Genomic DNA, 18,552 nt, shown 5'->3' on the forward strand with positions numbered 1-18,552 from the left:
TCGCCTTTTTGTCTTCGGAACTGGTTAGAGTTGGGGACGCCTTGCTGCATGGTCCGTAGAGACTAAGGCAGGTGACGCGGAGGCGCCGTTCCTGGATCAGATGACGCGCAGAGTCTGGCCGTCGATCGCTGCCGCCTGGGGGAGAAACAGCATCAGGGCGGCATTCGCCACGCGCGCCGCGGCCTCTTGCGACACTGCATGTCCGCCATCGACGATCAGGGCATTGCTCCTAATGCCGTTGCCCGCCGGCCGCCGCGCGATCGTTACGGGGTCCGAATACATGATATCCACGATAGCGCCTGATCGCCCACTGGCGGCGATTTGCGACGCGCCGTTCCACCGGACAGTCGCATCCTTTTCTGTAACGACATTCACCACATGATCCAGCCGCCCCATCAGATCGATCGCGCGGGACGGTGCATCTTGCGCAGGACCGGAGATCGCGATCGCCTGTCCGCCGATAGAAAGAAGCTCTTCGACCAGGCGTTCGCGGGCGGATTCGGAGTCCCCGCTTACGACCACGCGTGCGCCGGCAAGCGTCAAAAGGCGCGCGCAGGCATGACCGATCGATGTGCCGCCAGTCGCGACCAGTGCCACACGCCCGGCCAGCGGCAACAGCAAGGGAGCGCCCGGCGCCTGGTCCTCGACAATGCCGCCGAGGTCGGGTTCACCCCAGAAGGCGCGCATTTCGTTGATCTTGCCCGCATCGTCGAACCGGAAACTGTCGAAGATCCGAACGACGTGGAGATCGGCTCCAGTGCCGATGCAGGCGACGAAGGAGAAGGCGATGGCCGATTGCGCGACACGACAATCACCGGAATAATGGAGATAGGATGGCTGGTCCTTATATTGCTCGTAGAAGGCGCGTATGGCCGGCCTGCCGCGCACGATCGTGCTGCCGACCGGGTCCTCCAGGGTCGCATCTTCCGCATAGAGCGATGCCACACTGTCCAAATCGCGCGCGTTGAAGGCGCGGACATAATCGCGAATGAACCGATCGATATCACCTGGCAGCGCCATGTCCGTTCCCAGTCATCCTATCCTCTGGCGACACAGACTATCCCTGACCAGACATCACCCCTTCGTCCGGGCAGACTAGAGCGGGTTTCGATCAGCGATCGGTCCGATCGCTTGGAAATCGCTCTAGAGAGCAGCTCTGCTTCACAAGCCGCTACCGGCTATGTCCCATAAGGGAAGATCTCCGCCCGAAACCATGCCGGGCGGAGATCCAATCGATCAGAACTTGAAGCCGAGCGTGGCGCCATAGGTCCGGGGCTCACCCCAACGGCAGGAGGCATAGCCGATGCTGTAGAGGTTGTCGGCGCAGTACAGCTTGTGGTCCTTGTTCGTCAGATTCTGCGCCCAGAAGGACAGCGACATCGGCGTTTCGAACAATTCGTTGAACGACAGTCGGCCGCCGAAAATACCGAAGGCGGGCGTCTGATAGATGCCCTGGACGCTCAACCCCTTGGTATTGCCGCGATAGGAGTAATTGCCGCTCAGCGAGACTTTCGCGAAGCTCTCCGGGATGAAGCTGGCATGATAGGTCGCCGCCACGTTTAAAGTCGTGCGCGGCACGCCGGCAAATTCCCGACCGTTGAGATCGGTGCCGCCCGTGTAATCGATCGGATTGCCGTCATAGATTGGCTTCGTGGCGTCGGTCGGCTGCGGCAGGATGGAGCCTTTCCCGTAACGCCCCACCTGATAGGAATAACCGACATCCAGGGTAAGGTCGGGGAAGGGCTTGACCGACGCTTCCACTTCCACGCCCTTGATCGTCGCCTGCCCGACATTGAACACGATGAGATCGGTATAGGTGCCCTGAGCGGAGCTGCAATTGATGCTGTCGCTGCAGAAAGTCAGGATATTCTGGGTCTGGATATCCTTATACTTGCCGATGAAACCCGCGACATTGAGCCTATAAGGAACGGAACCCAGGCGCCCCTGATGCTTGAAGCCCAGTTCGTAATCCGTGATCCGCTCCGGATTGAAGAAGGCGAATTGCGGAGAGCGGGTCGTCGGATTGGGGCTGCCGGCCTTGAACCCGCGGCGGTTGGCGAAATAGACCAGGGTCTGCGGCGTGACCTGATATTCCAGAGACGCGGTCCATGTGAGGGCCCTGTACGTACGATTACCCGAAATCGAACAATTCGTGCCGTCATTGACCCCTGTCACACCGTCAGCGCTGCCGTTCAGCTCATTACAGATCGCGCCGGGGGAGGAAGCGAATTGCTGTTGCGCCGCGTTGCTTGCAGAGAAGAAATTTTCACTGAAATAATCACGCTTGTCCCAGGTGTAGCGCGCGCCGGCGGTCAGGCGAACGCCCTCCAGTCCCAAATTCGAGAAATCGTAGGTGCCCTGCGCGAACACGGCATAGGAATCGCTTTTGGTCGTCGCCGTGGCATGGCGCGTCTGCAAGGGATAAAGCGAAAGCGGGCCGACCGAGAAGTAGGAATTGACGGTATAAAGCAGATTATTATGGCTGTAAAAACCACCTGCGATGAAGTTCAGACTGTCGGTCTTGCCAATGACCTGGAATTCTTCCGTCAGTGTTTTTATGTTATTGAACATATTGGTGTTGTTGTTCGAAAACTGACCGGGGAACGGCGACGGCACCCCGCCGTTGCATGCGCCGGTGGGATCGAACACGCAGTTGAGGAAGAGCGAGGTGTCGACTGTCGTACCGGATATGCCGGCCGGATCGGAATGGTCGGTTGCTCGCTCTTCACGGTATCCGAAGATGTTCTTCAGCGTGATGACATCGCTCAGTTCATAGGTAGAACTGTTCGAAACACCCCAGGTTCTCACCTTCGATCCGAAACCGTTGACGGGGGTGATGGGCGTGGCGCCAGGCGCAATCGGCCCGATTCCGGGAATGACCCGATTGATGCCCGTGAGCATGTTGACGTTAAACGGGCTTCCGGTCCGCACCAGCAGATTGCCCTGCACCTGCGCCGTGCCACCGCCCAGCGCGCTCTGCTGGGTGACGACCTGCTGCGTGAGGTTGGAGACCAGCGCAGCAAAGCCGGTCGCGTTGAGCGGAGCGGCCTCGATGATGGCAGGATAGGGAATTTCGTTCCGGCGCTGGTAGTCCACGGTCAGGAGGTTCTCGAACCGGGAACTGGGTTGCAGCAATAGGGTGGCCCGAAGGCTGTCATTGTCACGATCGCCCAGATCGTGCATCCCCGGATAGCTGTTCTTGTAGACGCCGTCGCGTCGTTCGACCTGGCCGGCGATACGCAGCGCTGCGACATTGTCAACCAACGGCACGTTGACGACGCCATTGAACCGCATCAGGTTGTAGTTGCCGTAATCGAACGTGCCCTCTGCGCCGAAATCATATTTCGGCTTTGTCGTGGTGAACACCATGGCGCCGCCCATGGAATTCTTGCCGAACAGGGTGCCTTGCGGGCCCTTGAGCGACTGGACATTTTCCATATCGTAGAGGATGAGTCCGCGCGTGCCCTGCGGTACGCCGTTGACATATGTCACCACATTTTCATCCGTGTACAGCACCTGGCGCTGGCCGCGTAGGATGAACTCGACCTGCGAGGGATAAAGCGTGCTCGGTTTGATCTGAAGATTGGGGACGTTATATTGCAGATCGCTGACCGAACTCACATTCCGCTCGCGCAGTGCGCTGGCGGTCAGCGTGGTGACGGCCACGGGCACCTTCTGCTGGTTTTCCTCGACCCGGCGAGCCGTAACGACAATCGATTCAAGCTGGTTCGTGTCGTTCTGGCCTGCTTCGGACTGGGCGGACGCGGCTGCAGCCGGCTCCTGCGCCATTGCCGGATTCGCGAAAGCCGCCAGGGACAAAATCGCGGTAGACGATAAAAATACGACCTTCCTCACATTCCAACTCCTAGAATTTGAAATTTCAGCGACAAGTTCCGTCGCCTTGCCACTTCCTCGAAATTCCGTGGCGAACATCACCCTGCCGTTTCAGCATGGCCCTGAAACGGAAGCGGAATTCCTTGGATATTCTGCGCCGATTAGTTTTCTTTCTGATTCTTCTTTCGTCCGATCGGACTACTTCGCGGATACTTACGGGCATTACGGCAATTTTTCCCGCTCCGTTGCAAAAATGTCCCGCATCAGCGGGCGAGCATGCTGAAAATCGGAAAGTTCTTCTCCACGACTTCACCAGAAGCCGCTACCCCGATCGTCAAACTCCGGCGCGACACGATTCCGATAGGCCCGCATCGCTTCCTGATTTTCGGCGCTGCCGAAATTGATCATCTCGAACGCTGCCGAAAGATCGAAAACATCCTGATTTTTGCGCAGGAAGGAATTCAGCAGATATTTGGTCATGCGCAACGCCGTCGGCGCGGTGGCGGCAAGGTCCACCGCAATGGCCAGCGCCGCCTGTTGCAATTCTTCGTCCGGAACGGAAAGGGACACCAGGTTCATGGCCTCTGCCATCTCCCCCGTGACCGGACGGTTGGTCATCAGATGATATTTCGCCTTGGCAAGGCCACACAGCAGCGGCCAGATGAGCAGCGCATGGTCGCCGGGCGCCACGCCGATCCGCAGATGCCCGTCGAAAAGCTTGGCGGTGCTGCCAGCGACCGAAATGTCCGCCAGCAATGCGATGGCGAGGCCGGCGCCCACAGCCGGGCCGTTGATCGCCGAAACGACGGGTTTGCGGCAATTGACGATGTTGTTGACGAGGACACGCGCCTCGGCGAAATCATGATTGAACTGAACGCCCTTTTCCTGCGCACCATCGGGCATGGCATCAAAGGCGCCCCCCGCGCAAAATGATCGCCCCGCGCCGGTGATGATTGCGACGCGGGTGAGCGGATCGCTGTCCAGCACGCCCCAGACTCCGTGAATGGATTTCAGCAGGGGCTGGTTGAGCGCGTTCATTTGCGCTGGATTGTCTATCGTGATCCGCAGCACATGGGGGGCAGGACGTTCGAAGGCCAGCCCCTCGAAATGCGCATAGGAAGAAAGATCTGCGGACATCAACGGTCCCTTTTGTTCTGACGGGGGCAAGGTGGTCGATCGCCGCGGTGCGGGTTGCGCCGGCACCCCGTGGCACGAGGCGAACGTCCGGAAGCAAGCGGTAAAACCAGCCCGCCCACCCGTCATAGTCCTATAAGACGTGGTGCCCCGAACCTTTCGGTGCCAACCGCATCTCCAGGTGCCGCTTTTTCCCCGTGATCGAGAAACTGGAGAGTTGGAATGGAGTTTGGATGGAATGAGGACGAGGTCCGTTACAGGGACCGGGTCCGAAAGCTTCTGGACGAAAGCCTTCCATCCGACTGGAACGAGATCGCCGTGCACGGTCCGGGGTCGCGGCAGCAGACGGAATTCTCCAAGTCCTTCTGCAAGACATTGGCCGGGGAAGGCATGCTGATCCCCCATTGGCCGAGCGCGTTCGGCGGCGAAGACGGAAAGTCGTGGGACCATTTCATCCTGGGGGAAGAGATCTGGGCGGCGGGCGAGCCCAGAGGCCCCCAATATATGAACGTCAACTGGATCGGCCCGGTGATGATGCGCTATGCCACGCCGGAACAGCAGCAGCGCTATCTTCCCGATATCGTCGCGGGCGATGTGATCTGGTGCCAGGGCTTTTCCGAACCGTCGGCCGGATCCGACCTCGCCTCCCTCCAGACCCGCGCCGAAAAGGTGGACGGCGGATATGTCGTCAACGGCGCGAAGGTCTGGACCTCCTATGCCGGGCTGGCGGATCATTGTTTCCTGCTTGCCCGCACGGGGACCGGCAAGGCCGGCATCGTGATCCTTCTGGTCCCGATGACCAGCAAGGGTATCCAGGTCAAGGAAATCGACGCGCTGATCGGGGAGGGCGACATTCACGAACTCTTCTTCGACGACGTTTTCGTGCCGGAGGAAAACAGGCTCGGCGCCGAGGGGCAGGCGTGGGAAATCATCAACTACGCGCTTCAGAACGAACGCATCGGCATTCCGCGTTACGCCTTCGCGCGACGCATTCTGGACCGGGCGATTGCCAAGCTGAAGGCCGACGGCCGGTTCGATGACCCCGTCATCAAGGACCGGGCGGGCCGCGTGCTGGCGAAATGCGAAGCGGCGCGGATGATGGTCTATCGCGTGGTCGATGAGCGCGCCAAGGGCGCACCGCCGTCGGCATTCGGCAATCTTGCCCGTTTTTCCGTGGTCCAGGCGGACCATGCAGTGTCCGATTTCATGCTGGAATATATGCCCGAAGGCATGCTGGGCGACGATCCCATGCAGCAGGCCCATCACCAGCGCGCCATCGCGGCAGGCATCGCCTCCGGCGCCGCGGAGATCCAGCTCAACCTTGCCGCCCGCCGTTTCCTCGATCTTCCCAGCGAGTAAAGCCGTGAACTTTGAACCAGACGACAATCAGGCCGCCATTCTGGACGGGCTGGAACAGCTCATCACCACCCAGAAGATCGAGCCGCCCAAACATGCGACCTTTGTCGCCTTTTCCGAAACGCTGGATGCCGAACTGGCGGCGTCGGGCTTTCTGGACATCGCCAGGGAAGACGGCTTCTCGCCGCTTGACGCGGCTCTGATCGTCGAACGCATCGCCCGGCTGCCGCTGTGCGCCGAAGTGGCGACGTCCGCGCTGGTCGGCCCCCTGTTCCCCATCGACGCGCTGCAGCGCCCCCTGGCCATGCTGCGCGGTTCGCCGCTCGGTTCTGCGCGGTTCCTGCCGCACGCGCGTTCCCTGATCGTCGTCGAAGATGAAAATGTCAGCCTGATCTCCCTCACCCCGGACAGGGTCGTTCCGGTCGAAAGCCTGTTCGCCTATCCCTATGGCAGGCTGGAGAGCGTCGATGGACTTGCAGTGCAGCGCTTCGGCCGCGACATGGTCGCCCCCGTGTTGCGCCGCTGGCGACTGTCGATCGCGGTCGAAGCGGCCGGACTGATGCAGGCGGCACTGGACACCGTGCTTGAGCATGTGAAGACGCGCAAGCAGTTCGGCCGCGCATTGGGTTCGTTCCAGGCGGTGCAGCATCGCCTCGCGACGGCGGCGTCCACCGCCAATGCCACGAAATGGCTCGCCCTGCGCGCCGCATGGTCGGACGATGAAGCCATCTGCGCGATGGCGGCCACCTATGCGCAGGACGCCATTCCGCTCTTCACATATGATCTTCATCAATTCTGCGGCGCCATGGGCCTGACGCTGGAATTTCCGCTGCATCTCTGGACCTACCGCCTCAAGGCGCTTCTCGGGGAACTGGGCGGCAGCGGCGGGCAGGCACGGGCGGCCGCCGAGCTGAGCTGGGCGGACGCGGCCTGACCCATGGCGACCACATTCAACACCGAAGATGACGCGCTGGCCGCGTTCCGGGCCGGGGCCAGGAACTGGCTTGAGGCGAATATCCCCGACCATGCCGCGCCGCTGGATGGTCCTGAATCCCGCCGCTATGTCCTGGACTGGCAGCGGAAAATGTATGACGGCGGCTGGGCCGGCCTGACATGGCCGAGCGAATTTGGCGGCCGCAGCCTCCCCGTCGCGCAACAGATCATCTGGTTTGAGGAATATGCCCGCGCCGGGGCGCCCAGCACCCATAATGCGTCCTTCGTCGGCGTGAACCATGCAGGGCCGACGATCATCGCCTGCGGCAGCGACGCGCAAAAGGCCTTTCACCTGCCCAGGATCCTGTCGGGCGAGGCGATCTGGTGCCAGGGCTTTTCCGAGCCCGGTTCAGGGTCGGACCTTGCCAGCCTGCGCACGCAGGGACGCGTCGAGGGCGACGAGATCATCATCGACGGCCAGAAGATCTGGAGCAGCTATGCGGACATTGCCGATTATCAGGAACTGCTGATCCGAACAGAACCGGGGTCGGAACGGCACCGGGGCATCACCTGGGTCATCTGCCCGATGAACCTGCCGGGCATCACCGTCCGTCCGATCGAAACCATGGCGGGCCCGGCCAAATTCTGCGAGGTCTTCTACGATCAGGTCCGTCTGCCCATCGATCAGGCCGTCGTCGGCGGACTGAACAATGGCTGGAAAACGGCGATGGCCACGCTCGGTTTCGAACGGGGCACCGCGTCCCTCGCGCTTCAGATCGGGCTGGTCGACAAGATCGAAAGGCTGGCGCGGGACTGCACCGACCCGATGCTCGCGCCCCGACTGGCCGATCTGCTGGCGGATGCCGCGGCGCTGCGGGCCATGTCCTACAGCTTCGCCCTTGCCAGCGAAACGGGCACGCCCGGTTCGGAAGGGTCACTGATCCGCCTCTATTTCGCCGAACTCGCCAAGCGCGCGTCCGATGCGGCGATCGACCTGTACGGCATCGGTTCGCCCGCGCTCGCCGGCGACCATGGCTGGGCCTTCGAATATCTGGATGCGTTTTCCGAGACGATCGCGGGTGGCACGGCAGAAATTCAACGCAACATCATCGGCGAACGGGTTCTCGGACTGCCGAGGGGCAAATCATGACGATATTCCGTAGCCTGGGCGATACGCATGAGCTGGTCGACAGCTTTACTCGGCCAGTTCGGACGGTCTTGCCCGTCTCGCGTCTGCGCGACGACCCGGATGGCGAACCGAACCGCTGGCAATCCATTGTCGACTTGGGCTGGCTCGGCATCAGCGTGCCGGAGGAGGCGGGCGGCATCGGCCTCTCCGCCCTGGAGGAAGTTCTGGCCGCGCAGGATTTTGGGCGGCAGTTGATCTCCACAAACTATCCCGCCACGGTGATCGCGGCCCATGCCTTCCACAAGGCAGGCGACAGCGATACCGTTGGGGCGCTGCTGGCGGGGGAAGCCCGCGCGGCCTTTGCACTGCATGGCCATGCACAGGGCGTCGGCCGGGCGATCGACGCGGAGGGGGCGACCCACCTCGTCGCGATGACCCGCGAAGGCGTCGAGATCCGCGCCAATGGGACGCTGGAGATCGATGACGACGTGCATTGGGGACGCCCCGTTTTGCGTACTGCCGTCGAAGAACCGCTGCTTTTCGACGCCAGCCGGGATACAGCCGTTCGCGGCAGGCTCTTGATCGCAGCGCTGCTCGCCGGGATCGCCGCCGAATGCTGCGAGCGCGGCGTCGAATATGCGAAAGTGCGTGAACAATTCGGTCAGCCGATCGGGGCGTTCCAGGCGGTCAAGCATCATTGCGCCAACATGGCGATCATGGCGCACGCGGCCAAGGAATTGACGACTTTCGCCGCGCTCTCCTTCACAGAGGGGCATGCGGAGGCGGAACGAGAGGCCGATGCGGCGCTCAACCTCGCCCTGCGGGCGGCGCGCGAGAATGCGGGCACGAATATTCAGGTGCACGGCGGCATGGGTTTCAGCGCGGAATGCGACGCCCACCTCTATCTGAAGGCCGCTCGCCTGCTCGACGCCGCCTGCGGAGGACTGAGCGAAAGCCGCCGGAGACTGATGCAGCACAAATGATCCAGATCAGGCGAAGATGACGACGAACAGGATCGAATGCCCCCGATGGATCATTCGGTCTGCTGTTGACCTCTTGCAAGGACGGGAACCGCCATGTCGATCGGCGCCGGTAATCAGAAGAAACTGCACCATGATCTGACCAATGTCGGCCTGAGAGCGCAGGCGACGGCGGCGGGGCTGGTTCAGCTCTGCGTGGAACTTCGAGGGGCGGGGATCCTGGATGAAGACGCGTTGAACCGGATCAAGGCCGCCATCGGGGACGAGATCATCATCGGAGCCGCTCGCCCGGTCGACAGGAAAGGATATCGGCAGGAGGTTCGCGCCCGCCTTGACCGGCTGTTTTCCGGGGAGGAACGCATGGGGCCAGCCGAAAGGATCGCGCCAGACAGGACGGGAACCGACTAGATCGGTTCACCGAACAGCGGGACGAAGGTCAGACCGATCCTCCGGCGCGGGTTTCGATCTGATTGAATGAGATCGAATCCCGCGCCGGATTCCTTGTTTCCCGCTATTTTCAACGATCGGGTCCGATCGCTGGAAAATCGCCCTATCCCGCCTCCGCCGCAGCACCGGGCGACAAGGCTGAATCCCTGCCTTCGCCCCGCCCGTCCGCTCGGGACCGCTTGACTATCGCGCTGGCGGCGCGGCGGCCGGACCAGGTGCAATCGGCCAGCGACAGACCGCTGACATAGTTGTTCGAGGGAATGCCAATGGCCGAACGTCCCGCAGCATAGAGTCCGGGCACGGTCTGGCCCCTTTCGTCCAGGACGCCACCCGAATGTTCATCGACGCGCAGCCCGCCGGTGCTGAGGGCCGTGATCGGGCTGATCGGCATTTCGTGGCGAAGATTGATGGCATAGTAGGGGCCCGGGCCAAAGGCCTGGCGACAGGCGTCGCTTTTGCCCATGGGATCGGGCGCGCCAGACCGCGCCGCATCGCCATAGGCCCTTATGGCGGCCTCCATCGCCTCAGCCGGCACCCCGATCTTGCCCGCCAGCTCGGCAATGCTGCCGGCCTTCTTCGCGCCCTTCTGCGCCTGCTTCACGGGGAATTTCTGGAATTCGAACAGGTCGCCCGAATTGACCTCCTGCAACGCCGCGCGCCAGATCGCGTCGTCCACCACCAGCCATGCCCGACCGTCGGACTGCTCATAGATGGCGCGCGACAGATGCGCGCCATATTGCTCCTCATTCGTCAGTCGATCGCCCGAGGCGCCGATAACGACGCCCTTCGTCCAGTCATAGGGCGGGTTGATGAAGCGCCATGCCGATATCCGGTCGAGATGATCGCCGACCCCCCCAGCGGAGGCGCCCAGGCGGATGCCCGCGCCATCATCACCGAAAGAGCCGATCGGCAGCGTCCGGACATAGGGCGCGGCATAGCGGGCCATCATCGCCCGGTTGCGGATGTAACCGCCCGCCGCAATGACCACGCCATGGCGCGCGCGGAATGTGCGCAGGCGCGAAGACAGCTTTTCGATAGAGCGGAAAAGGGCAGCGAAGGGACGGTGAACCTGCATGACCTGGAATGTCAGCTTGTTCGCAAGGCGTTCGGCCCAACGATGGACCCGGCTGCTCAGGCCACCCTGGGGAATGGCGTCCACCTGCACGCCAACCACGACGCCATCCTCTACGATGAGCCGCCTGGCGCGGGCCTGCGGCAACACGGTGATCAGCGGGTTCTTCGCAACCGCCTGCTTGATCGCGGCCATCAGATACCAGCCCATGTCGGCGCCTTCCGAAAAGCCGCCATGCGGCTTCTTTCCTGGCAGCGGCGGAGCACCGGGGACCTTGGCGGGATTTTTGGTACGATGGCCGCGCTCGGCCGGGGCGTGCTGGCCCATATAGGCGGGCACCGTGCCATTGTCGGAAAAATAGAGATAATATTGGTCGGTGGGGTGGGATGTTTTCTTGGGCGCCTTGGGACCGCTGAAATTGACGCCATGCCTTTCCAGGAAACCCAGCGTCTCCAGGCTGTCATCGCAGAAGCGCTGAACAGCTTCATCCGAAACGAGGCCGCCAACCTCCTTTCGCAGATAATCGGCCATGGCGGCCGGGCTATCCTCGACACCGCAGGATTTCTGGACATGCGTGCCGCCGCCCGCATAGACGATGCCACCGCTCATCTGGCTTGCGCCGCCGCCCTGAAAGCGGTCGATCAACAATATTTTCAGTCCCTGTTCGGCCGCCTCCAGCGCGGCGCTGGCGCCTGCAAGGCCAAAGCCGATGACGATCGCATCATAGACGGCGTCGACCGGCCCAGCCGCGCGGGCGTCAAGCGGAAGGTCCACGACGGACGAGGATGCGTCGCGCATGTCCACCAATTCGCGCGCGCCGCTCGCACTGTTCGCATCACTCGCCATGCCGAGCTCCCATGCTGTTGCTGTTGCGTTGCGCGATATGTTCCGCGGCAACCATGCCGAAGGCCATCGCCGGCCCGATCGTGCCCCCCGCGCCCGGATAGGAATCATAGGTGACCGCGCCGGACACATTGCCGGTCGCGTAAAGCCCCTCGATGGGCGTGCCGTCCGGCCGAAGGACATTGGCGTTCTCGTCCGTGCGCAACCCGCCCTTCGTACCGATGTCGCCAAGGTCGACCGGGATCGCGTAGAAGGGCGCCTTCTCAATCTTGCCGAGGCAGGGATTGGGTGCGTTGCGGGGATCGCCAAAGACCATGTCATAGGCATTTTCGCCGCGGTGGAACTCCTCGTCCACGCCTCTTTCGGCAAAGCCGTTCATGCGCTCCACGCTGCGTTGCAGGACTGCGGGATCGACCTCGATCTTGCGGGCAAGTTCCTGAATGGAACCGGCCTTGTAGAGCACATTGTCCCACCATTCGCGGGGGACGAGCATGTCAGGCATGATGACGGGAGGCATGACAACGCCGATCGGATAGCGCCACCGCGCCGTGGCGTCGAAAATCATCCAGCATGGCGTGTTGGCGCCCGTCCGCTGTTGGTCGGCGATCATCTCCGCGCCGAAATCATTGTAGGAAATGGCTTCGTTGACGAAACGCTCCCCATTTCTGTTCACGCACATGGTGTGGGGATAGCCCCGCTCCATGAAGAAGGCCGCCCGCATGTCCGCATTGTTGAAGCCGGGCGCGGGAACGCGCATCGTCGGAACCCACCATGCCTGGTCCAGGAATTCGCTGTCCGCCCCGATCGCCTCGCCGGCGATCAGCGCGTCTCCGCTGTTGTTCAGGCCTGGCGTCAGACTGAAATCGACGGGCGTAGGCACGGGCATATGCCGGTCGCGCAGCGTCTGGTTCTTTTCAAAACCGCCCGACGCAACGATGACTCCCTTCGACGCTCTGATATCATAGGTGCGCCCGCGCCTGGACACCGTGGCGCCAGTCACCCTGCCCGTTTCCTCGGTGAAGCCGACAAGTCGGGTGTCGAGCAACAGGGGAATGTCCCTGTCCATCATCGCCTTGCGCAGCGCGCCGATCATGGCGTTGCCCGTCGTCAACCGACGGTCCCGCCTGCTCTTCAGACGGAACGGCATGTCGCGCAGGTAACGGAACACCAATTTGCCTGCCGTCAGCCACCAGGTACTGTTGCGGCGGATGAGCGGCCCCATTTCCGTCAGGTCGATCTGCATGCGACCCAGCACCTTGTGCGTCGGGTGGGGTTCACGCATCTTGAAGATCTCGTCTCCCAGGAGCCGCCCGTCGAACGGCAACGGCATCATGGTTCTGCCGCCGGTCTGCAACGCGCCCGGCAGCCAGGGCATATAGTCGGCATAGCCAGGCACGCTGAAATAGCCGACCTTCCACTTCGCCAGTTCGTCAAGCAGCCGGGGGCCGTTCACGACATAGGACTGCAGCTTCGCGTCAGGCACCCGCCCCTTGGTGCAGGCGCGCAGATATTCCATGGCCAGTTCGGTACTGTCATTCTGCGCGATGGCGGGATTATTGGGAATCCAGATGCCGCCGCCGGACACGGCGCTCGTGCCCCCGAAGCGATCGGCCTTTTCGATCACCGCCACCCGCAGGCCAAGATCGTGGGCGCGCAGCGCCGACACCATCCCGCCCGCGCCCGACCCCACGACGAGAACGTCATATTCCATCATTTCAGCCATCCCGGCTCCTTCATAGCGCGACATCGTCAAACAGGCATCAGGGTCAAACGGGCATCAGGACGAGCCGGGTCAGCTTCACGCTCTCGATCAGCCATTTGTCATCGCGGTACACATAATGATCCTCATAATGGCCGAACCCGTCGAAGCCCCGTATCGGCGTGGGCGCACCTGCCGGATATCGAATGATGTCCTGCATCGCCCAGATGGCCTTGATCCGATCCGGCGCCAATATTTCGAATTCTCCCATATGCCCGTGATGGACGGTGCGAACCCCCTCCAGCGCCGTGGACACGGCCTGGCGAATGCCCTTTGCCGTGCGGAACAGCAGCGCGTCGGCCGGCGGCGCCGGGAAGCCCAGCTTTGCCATCGCCGGCCCGTCGTCGCGCGCATCCAGCACCGCGTCCGGCGTGTACAGCGCTTCCCACAAGTCCCACTGCTTGGTGTCCATGAACCGGAAATAACGAGCCTTGAGCTGCGACACGCTGTGGATGGCGACCAGGTCGTCCAGCGTGCGGGGTGCTGACGGCATGAAACTCTCTCCCGCGGATTTTTCAGCCTTGTTGGGCATCATCCGACATAGGGGAAAAATCTTTGCCGATGCCTCGTCCGAGTGGACGACACACATTCGCCGTTCCCCGTGCTAGTGGACAGGCCATATCAGACCTTCCTTAAGGGAGCTATTTGTGTTCGAGCTTACCAAAGACCTTTCCGAAGCGACGCTGGACAAGCTCGCCAGTGATTTCGATCATCATAGCGAGGAATATCGCAGCAATTCGATCGACATCCTGATGCACATGCGCGGCAAAAGCCCCTTCACCCACAGCACCCAATATGGCGGCTTCTATGTCGCGACGAAGGCGGAGGATTGCCTGGAGGTCGCCAAGAACGCCGACGTTTTCTCCAACTGGCCGGCGGAGGTGATCCCTGCGCTCGAACCGACGCTGATGATCCCCATCAATGTCGATCCGCCCGAACTCTACGACTATCGCGCCATCCTCAATCCGCTGTTTTCGCCCAACAAGGTCAAGCTGCACGCGGCCTATGTCCGCCAGGTGGCCGACGAGCTGATGGACAAGATCGTCGCCAAGGGCGGCGGTGACCTCAAATGGGACTTCGCCCTGCCGCTCACGGGCATCATGACGCTCAAGCTGGCGGGCCTGCCGCCGGAGGACTGGCAGCATTATGCGCCGCCGCTCCACCAGCTCATCTACAGCCGCCTTCCCATGGAAGAGCGCCTGAAGGACATGGCGGTGATGATCGATCGCATGCGGACCGAAATCCGCCGTCTGAAGGACGATCCGGTTCCCGGCAGCGTCATCGAATATCTCTATAATGTGGACATGGCCGGGCGGAAGCTGCGCGTCGATGAGATTGACAGCTTCATCCTCATCATGCTGGGCGGCGGGCTGGACACCACGCAGGCGCTGTTCGGCATGGCCAGCGTCTATCTCGCGCGCAATCCGGAGCGCCGTCAGGAGCTGATCGATCATCCCGAGCTTCTGGACAACGCCATAGAGGAATTCCTGCGCGTTTTCCCGCCAACGCAAGGCAATTCACGCCGCGCGACCAAGGAAATCACCGTGGCGGGCCATGTCATCAAGCCTGAAGAACAGGTGTTCATGTCCTGGGCCGCGGCCAATCGCGATCCCGACGACTATGAAAATCCCCATGAGATCGACTTCCGCCGGGAAAATATCCGTCATTTCTCCTTCGGCGTCGGGCCACACCGTTGCCTGGGTTCGCATCTGGCGCGACTGGAGGCCAAGACCATGTTCCAGGTCCTGCTGGAAAAAGCGCCCAATTACAAGCTGGTCGACGGCGGCGTCGAACTGGGCGACGATATCGGCACGATCGCCGGCTTCAAGAAGATCGAGATCACGGTCTGACCGCACAGGCGGCAATCATAGCGGACCTTCAGGAGAGTAAAATGGCGACAACTGCGGAATATGGTCTGGGGGAATTCACCTTCCCGCGCGGATGGTTCATGGTCGCAGAAGCCAGCAAGATCGGAAAAGCGCCCTATTCGGTCCGTTTTTTCGGACAGGACATGGTGATCTACCGGGGCGAGAGCGGCCAGCTGCACATGGTGAGCGCCTATTGCCCTCATATGAACACCCATATCGGCAAGAGTTCGACCTCGTTCATGGCCCAGCAGGGCAAACAAATTGAGGGTGAATCGATCCACTGCCCTTATCATGGCTGGCGCTTCGGGCCGGACGGCGTCTGCAACAAGATTCCCTATTCCGACAAGATTCCGCCGCTCGCCAAACTGAAATCCTTCAAGGTCGTGGAGCGTTATGGCGTCGTGTTCCACTGGCATGATCCGGAGGGGGGCGAACCGGACTATGACCTGCCCGCCATCCCCGAATGGGATGATCCCCATTATGTGAAATGGGACATCGACCATCTGGGATCGATGAACCTCCATCCGATCGAGGTTGTCGACAATATCGGCGACATCCAGCATCTGGCGCCCGTGCATGCCACGACCAAATTCTATTATTTCGAAACGATCCTTCACGGCCATGTCGCGCAGCAACTGCTGGGCGGACGCCATGAATTGCTCGGCGCGGATGCAGGCATGTCGGAATTCAACACATATTATACGGGGCCGGGCATCCTGCTTTCCCGCTATGTGGCGAACAATGCCAATGATTCCATCATGTTCATCTGTCACACGCCGATCGATGACGGATCCGTGTTCGTATGGCATGCGGTCCTGAGCAAGCCCAGCGACAGGAACCCCACCGAGGAGGACATCGCGACGGCGAAGGCGCAACAGCAGATGAGTTGCGACGCGTTCGCGCAGGATTTCGAGATCTGGTCGAACAAGATGCCGTGTTTCAGGCCGATGCAAATGCCGGGCGACGGCAATTTCCTGAAAGTCAGGACCTGGTACAGGCAGTTCTACAATCCGCGCTCCGCAGCGGCCGACATTCTGGCCCGCAGCGAAGGTCGCTACATCATTCCGGGCGTCCCCAGCGCGGAGGATGGCGGCGCGCGCAAGGAAATACTGGAAGCTGCGATAGCCGGCTGATCCATCCCGGACCACCATATAGAGAGCAATCATGAAATATCGGATCGTAATCGACAAGGACCAGTGCGTCGGCCATGCGCGTTGCGCGAACGTCGCCCCGCACCTCTTCAAGCTGGATGAGAGCGGCTATATCGCCACGACGGGCTTCGACGTGCCGGAGGGCGAGGAAGTCGCGGCCTTCCGCGGCTCGCTCGCCTGCCCCGAGCGCGTTATCAAGATGTTCGATGCCGAAGGACAGCAGGTCAAGAAGACGCCGCGCAGCACTTGATCCGACTTTAATGCGCTAAAATGTTAAATCCGGCAGAAACGGACGTTTATGTCCCTTCCTGCCGGATTTTTGTTTCTGAAGTTTTCGTGCTGTACCGGACCGCTTCAGGCGGTCCGGTACAGCACGTGGCTTGCTCAACCCGCGATCACTGGAATTTGTGGCCCCAATCGCTGCCCCGTGTCGTTTCGAACACGACATGTTCCGACCAGTCCATCTGCTTTCCGCCAAAGCCATATTCGAGCGAAAAGCCCGCCGGTGTCATCATGTAGAAGGAAATCATGTCGTCATTGACATGGCGGCCCAATGTGGCGGTCACCTTGACGCCATGTTCCGCGACCCGGTCCAGGCACCGGCCGACATCGTCGATGCTCCCGACCTCCAGCATGATGTGGATGCAGCCCCCCGGTATGGGAAGTTCGCCAAAGGCGAGACTGTGCTGCCGCCGATTGCGGCAATGCAGGAAATGCACCCTGGCCTTCCCGTCCGGCATGGGGACATGCAGGATATCCGACAGAGAAAAGCCGCCAAGGCTGGTCCAGAAGTCGGCTTCGGCCTTGAAATCCTTGACTGCCGTGAGCACGACATGACCAAGGCCCATATCACCGGTCACAAAGCCGCTGACGGCAGCGGGGGAGACGAAGGGCTGGAAATCCGATATCGGGCCCCAGGCCAGTTCATGGCTGTGACCTTCGGGATCCTTGAAGGAAAAATATCCCTGGACCTGCCTTATCTGCGCGCCTTCCGCCGTTCCTTCGACCAGTTCGACGCCACCATCCGTCAGTTCGGCCCTCGCCGCATGGAAGTCATCCTCCGTCTGGACAAGCCAGCCGCTGGCGATCAGGCCATTGTCCTGGTCCGGCAGGATCGCGATGCGAAAGGCGCGGTGATCGATCTTCACGTAGAGCGCGCCCGCCGGTCCATCCAGAGCCATGGCCCCCAGAACCTTTTCAGCGTAGAATTTCCATTCGGCAACCTCCGGTGCTCCAACCAGCAGATAGCCCAATTCAGCGATCTTCATGTCCTGTTCCTTGCTCCGGACGACGGTTCTCATCAGCGCGCCTAGCGCGCATCGCGGCGGCGGCAATCGTCCGAAAAGACAAGGATAGGGGCTTGCCGGCTAATTATCCCTCGCAGGCAGGATCGCCTTGTAGCTCATGCGGGCCAGGATCGCGGCGGCCATGTCATTGTCGAGTGGTTCGTCCGGGAAAAACCATCCTTCGAACAGGACCGCGGCCGCCACCATGCCAAAGGCATAGCGCACGAATATGGCCGGCGGGATGTCATAGCCTCCATCCTCATCGCGGTAGAACAGCCTTACCCTCTTCTCGGCAGCGAGAAAATAATCGTCGAGGGCATGGGACAGGGGTAGATCGCCAGCGGTCGCCGACTTCGCCAGCGCCTGGAGGAGGTCGGCATTCTCCCTGAGGAACAGGAAGAGCGCCTGCATGGTGGAAAGGCTACGCGCTTCCTTGCCCTCAGCCTCCACGTCCATGCTCTGCAGGAAAGCGGTAAAGACAGTCTTGAACGGTTCGATGATCGCCGCTTCGAACAATTTCGCCTTGGATTCGAAATGGCGGAAAATCAGGGCCTCGGCGACACCGGCGCCTTCTGCAATGGTCCTGGTGGTCGTGCCTGCCAGGCCGTCGGCCGCGAACAGGGCGCGGGCGGAATCCAGAATGAGCGACCGGACCTCGGCCGAACCACGACGGCGGCGACCGCCTGCGCCATCTTCTATTTTGTTCCGCGTCCCCTTGCCTGCCAATTGCATGTCCTTTAGATAGTGATCACTGACTAAT

General features: G+C 61.4%; 17 protein-coding genes. 9 read left to right on the top strand and 8 right to left on the bottom strand.

Annotation, left to right across the window (positions count from 1 at the left end; all coding sequences use genetic code 11):
* Positions 1-96 precede the first annotated feature (96 nt).
* Both ACN9MX_RS15150 and ACN9MX_RS15155 read right to left on the bottom strand, forming a co-directional pair.
* On the bottom strand, positions 97-1,020 hold the full coding sequence (locus tag ACN9MX_RS15150; RefSeq protein ID WP_363829231.1) for a nuclear transport factor 2 family protein: 924 nt from the start codon (positions 1,018-1,020) through the stop codon (positions 97-99).
* A 216-nt stretch (positions 1,021-1,236) separates the two neighbouring features.
* Positions 1,237-3,666 (bottom strand): TonB-dependent receptor, encoded by a 2,430-nt coding sequence (locus ACN9MX_RS15155; RefSeq protein ID WP_426387709.1) that lies wholly within the window; start codon positions 3,664-3,666, stop codon positions 1,237-1,239.
* Here ACN9MX_RS15155 and ACN9MX_RS15160 point away from each other — a divergent pair.
* Positions 3,653-4,117: a hypothetical protein gene (locus ACN9MX_RS15160; RefSeq protein ID WP_363829236.1), complete on the top strand. Its 465-nt coding sequence runs from the start codon at positions 3,653-3,655 to the stop codon at positions 4,115-4,117. The genes ACN9MX_RS15155 and ACN9MX_RS15160 overlap by 14 nt on opposite strands.
* Positions 4,118-4,143: 26 nt before the next feature.
* On the opposite strand, the gene ACN9MX_RS15165 is transcribed toward ACN9MX_RS15160, so the two are convergent.
* The gene (locus ACN9MX_RS15165; protein ID WP_363736501.1) at positions 4,144-4,971 is read right to left on the bottom strand and encodes an enoyl-CoA hydratase/isomerase family protein; all 828 of its coding nucleotides are present in this window, start codon (positions 4,969-4,971) and stop codon (positions 4,144-4,146) included.
* Between the two features lie 219 nt (positions 4,972-5,190).
* Between ACN9MX_RS15165 and ACN9MX_RS15170 the strand changes: the two genes are divergently transcribed.
* The 5 genes from ACN9MX_RS15170 (at position 5,191) to ACN9MX_RS15190 (ending at position 9,774) form a co-directional block, all read left to right on the top strand.
* Positions 5,191-6,327: an acyl-CoA dehydrogenase family protein gene (locus ACN9MX_RS15170; protein WP_133651472.1), complete on the top strand. Its 1,137-nt coding sequence runs from the start codon at positions 5,191-5,193 to the stop codon at positions 6,325-6,327.
* Positions 6,328-6,331: 4 nt separating this feature from the next.
* On the top strand, positions 6,332-7,258 hold the full coding sequence (locus ACN9MX_RS15175) for an acyl-CoA dehydrogenase family protein (protein WP_363736503.1): 927 nt from the start codon (positions 6,332-6,334) through the stop codon (positions 7,256-7,258).
* A gap of 3 nt (positions 7,259-7,261) precedes the next feature.
* Complete coding sequence (locus ACN9MX_RS15180; protein WP_363829238.1) at positions 7,262-8,407, top strand: acyl-CoA dehydrogenase family protein; 1,146 nt, start codon at positions 7,262-7,264, stop codon at positions 8,405-8,407.
* Positions 8,404-9,369 (top strand): acyl-CoA dehydrogenase family protein, encoded by a 966-nt coding sequence (locus ACN9MX_RS15185; RefSeq protein WP_363829239.1) that lies wholly within the window; start codon positions 8,404-8,406, stop codon positions 9,367-9,369. Before ACN9MX_RS15180 ends, ACN9MX_RS15185 begins: the two co-directional genes overlap by 4 nt.
* A gap of 93 nt (positions 9,370-9,462) precedes the next feature.
* Entirely contained in the window at positions 9,463-9,774 is a 312-nt protein-coding gene (locus ACN9MX_RS15190; protein WP_133651476.1) for a hypothetical protein, read from the top strand.
* Between the two features lie 142 nt (positions 9,775-9,916).
* On the opposite strand, the gene ACN9MX_RS15195 is transcribed toward ACN9MX_RS15190, so the two are convergent.
* Genes ACN9MX_RS15195 through ACN9MX_RS15205 form a run of 3 tightly spaced genes read right to left on the bottom strand, consistent with a single transcriptional unit; the run spans position 9,917 to position 13,980 of the window.
* Positions 9,917-11,731 carry an FAD-binding protein gene (locus ACN9MX_RS15195; protein ID WP_363829241.1) on the bottom strand — a complete coding sequence of 605 codons (1,815 nt, stop codon included), beginning with the start codon at positions 11,729-11,731 and terminating at the stop codon, positions 9,917-9,919.
* On the bottom strand, positions 11,721-13,451 hold the full coding sequence (locus ACN9MX_RS15200; protein ID WP_363736510.1) for an FAD-dependent oxidoreductase: 1,731 nt from the start codon (positions 13,449-13,451) through the stop codon (positions 11,721-11,723). Before ACN9MX_RS15200 ends, ACN9MX_RS15195 begins: the two co-directional genes overlap by 11 nt.
* A 43-nt stretch (positions 13,452-13,494) precedes the next feature.
* Entirely contained in the window at positions 13,495-13,980 is a 486-nt protein-coding gene (locus ACN9MX_RS15205) for a nuclear transport factor 2 family protein (protein WP_363736511.1), read from the bottom strand.
* Between the two features lie 154 nt (positions 13,981-14,134).
* Here ACN9MX_RS15205 and ACN9MX_RS15210 point away from each other — a divergent pair, with 154 nt between their 5' ends.
* The 3 genes from ACN9MX_RS15210 to ACN9MX_RS15220 are packed head-to-tail and all read left to right on the top strand — an operon-like array spanning position 14,135 to position 16,756.
* Positions 14,135-15,337, top strand: coding sequence for a cytochrome P450 (locus ACN9MX_RS15210; RefSeq protein ID WP_363829243.1), 1,203 nt, complete (start codon positions 14,135-14,137; stop codon positions 15,335-15,337).
* Positions 15,338-15,378: 41 nt separating this feature from the next.
* Positions 15,379-16,488: a Rieske 2Fe-2S domain-containing protein gene (locus ACN9MX_RS15215; RefSeq protein WP_363736514.1), complete on the top strand. Its 1,110-nt coding sequence runs from the start codon at positions 15,379-15,381 to the stop codon at positions 16,486-16,488.
* 31 nt (positions 16,489-16,519) lie between these two features.
* On the top strand, positions 16,520-16,756 hold the full coding sequence (locus tag ACN9MX_RS15220) for a ferredoxin (protein ID WP_363736515.1): 237 nt from the start codon (positions 16,520-16,522) through the stop codon (positions 16,754-16,756).
* Positions 16,757-16,901: 145 nt separating this feature from the next.
* Here ACN9MX_RS15220 and ACN9MX_RS15225 read toward each other — a convergent pair whose 3' ends face one another.
* The gene (locus ACN9MX_RS15225) at positions 16,902-17,774 is read right to left on the bottom strand and encodes a VOC family protein (RefSeq protein ID WP_363829245.1); all 873 of its coding nucleotides are present in this window, start codon (positions 17,772-17,774) and stop codon (positions 16,902-16,904) included.
* A gap of 99 nt (positions 17,775-17,873) precedes the next feature.
* Positions 17,874-18,518, bottom strand: a complete 645-nt coding sequence (locus ACN9MX_RS15230; protein WP_363829248.1) for a TetR/AcrR family transcriptional regulator — start codon at positions 18,516-18,518, stop codon at positions 17,874-17,876.
* Positions 18,519-18,552 lie beyond the last annotated feature (34 nt).

It is taken from the genome of Sphingobium sp. R-21, assembly GCF_049913335.1.
GTDB lineage: Bacteria > Pseudomonadota > Alphaproteobacteria > Sphingomonadales > Sphingomonadaceae > Sphingobium.

Bases quoted from the DNA above. Each gene is read 5' to 3' on its own strand.
- ACN9MX_RS15165 (WP_363736501.1), bottom strand. From the start codon at position 4,971: ATGTCCGCAGATCTTTCTTCCTATGCGCATTTCGAGGGGCTGGCCTTC.
- ACN9MX_RS15180 (WP_363829238.1), top strand. From the start codon at position 7,262: ATGGCGACCACATTCAACACCGAAGATGACGCGCTGGCCGCGTTCCGG.
- ACN9MX_RS15215 (WP_363736514.1), top strand. From the start codon at position 15,379: ATGGCGACAACTGCGGAATATGGTCTGGGGGAATTCACCTTCCCGCGC.
- ACN9MX_RS15200 (WP_363736510.1), bottom strand. From the start codon at position 13,451: ATGGCTGAAATGATGGAATATGACGTTCTCGTCGTGGGGTCGGGCGCG.
- ACN9MX_RS15150 (WP_363829231.1), bottom strand. From the start codon at position 1,020: ATGGCGCTGCCAGGTGATATCGATCGGTTCATTCGCGATTATGTCCGC.
- ACN9MX_RS15220 (WP_363736515.1), top strand. From the start codon at position 16,520: ATGAAATATCGGATCGTAATCGACAAGGACCAGTGCGTCGGCCATGCG.
- ACN9MX_RS15170 (WP_133651472.1), top strand. From the start codon at position 5,191: ATGGAGTTTGGATGGAATGAGGACGAGGTCCGTTACAGGGACCGGGTC.
- ACN9MX_RS15205 (WP_363736511.1), bottom strand. From the start codon at position 13,980: ATGCCGTCAGCACCCCGCACGCTGGACGACCTGGTCGCCATCCACAGC.
- ACN9MX_RS15185 (WP_363829239.1), top strand. From the start codon at position 8,404: ATGACGATATTCCGTAGCCTGGGCGATACGCATGAGCTGGTCGACAGC.
- ACN9MX_RS15225 (WP_363829245.1), bottom strand. From the start codon at position 17,774: ATGAAGATCGCTGAATTGGGCTATCTGCTGGTTGGAGCACCGGAGGTT.
- ACN9MX_RS15195 (WP_363829241.1), bottom strand. From the start codon at position 11,731: ATGGCGAGTGATGCGAACAGTGCGAGCGGCGCGCGCGAATTGGTGGAC.
- ACN9MX_RS15190 (WP_133651476.1), top strand. From the start codon at position 9,463: ATGTCGATCGGCGCCGGTAATCAGAAGAAACTGCACCATGATCTGACC.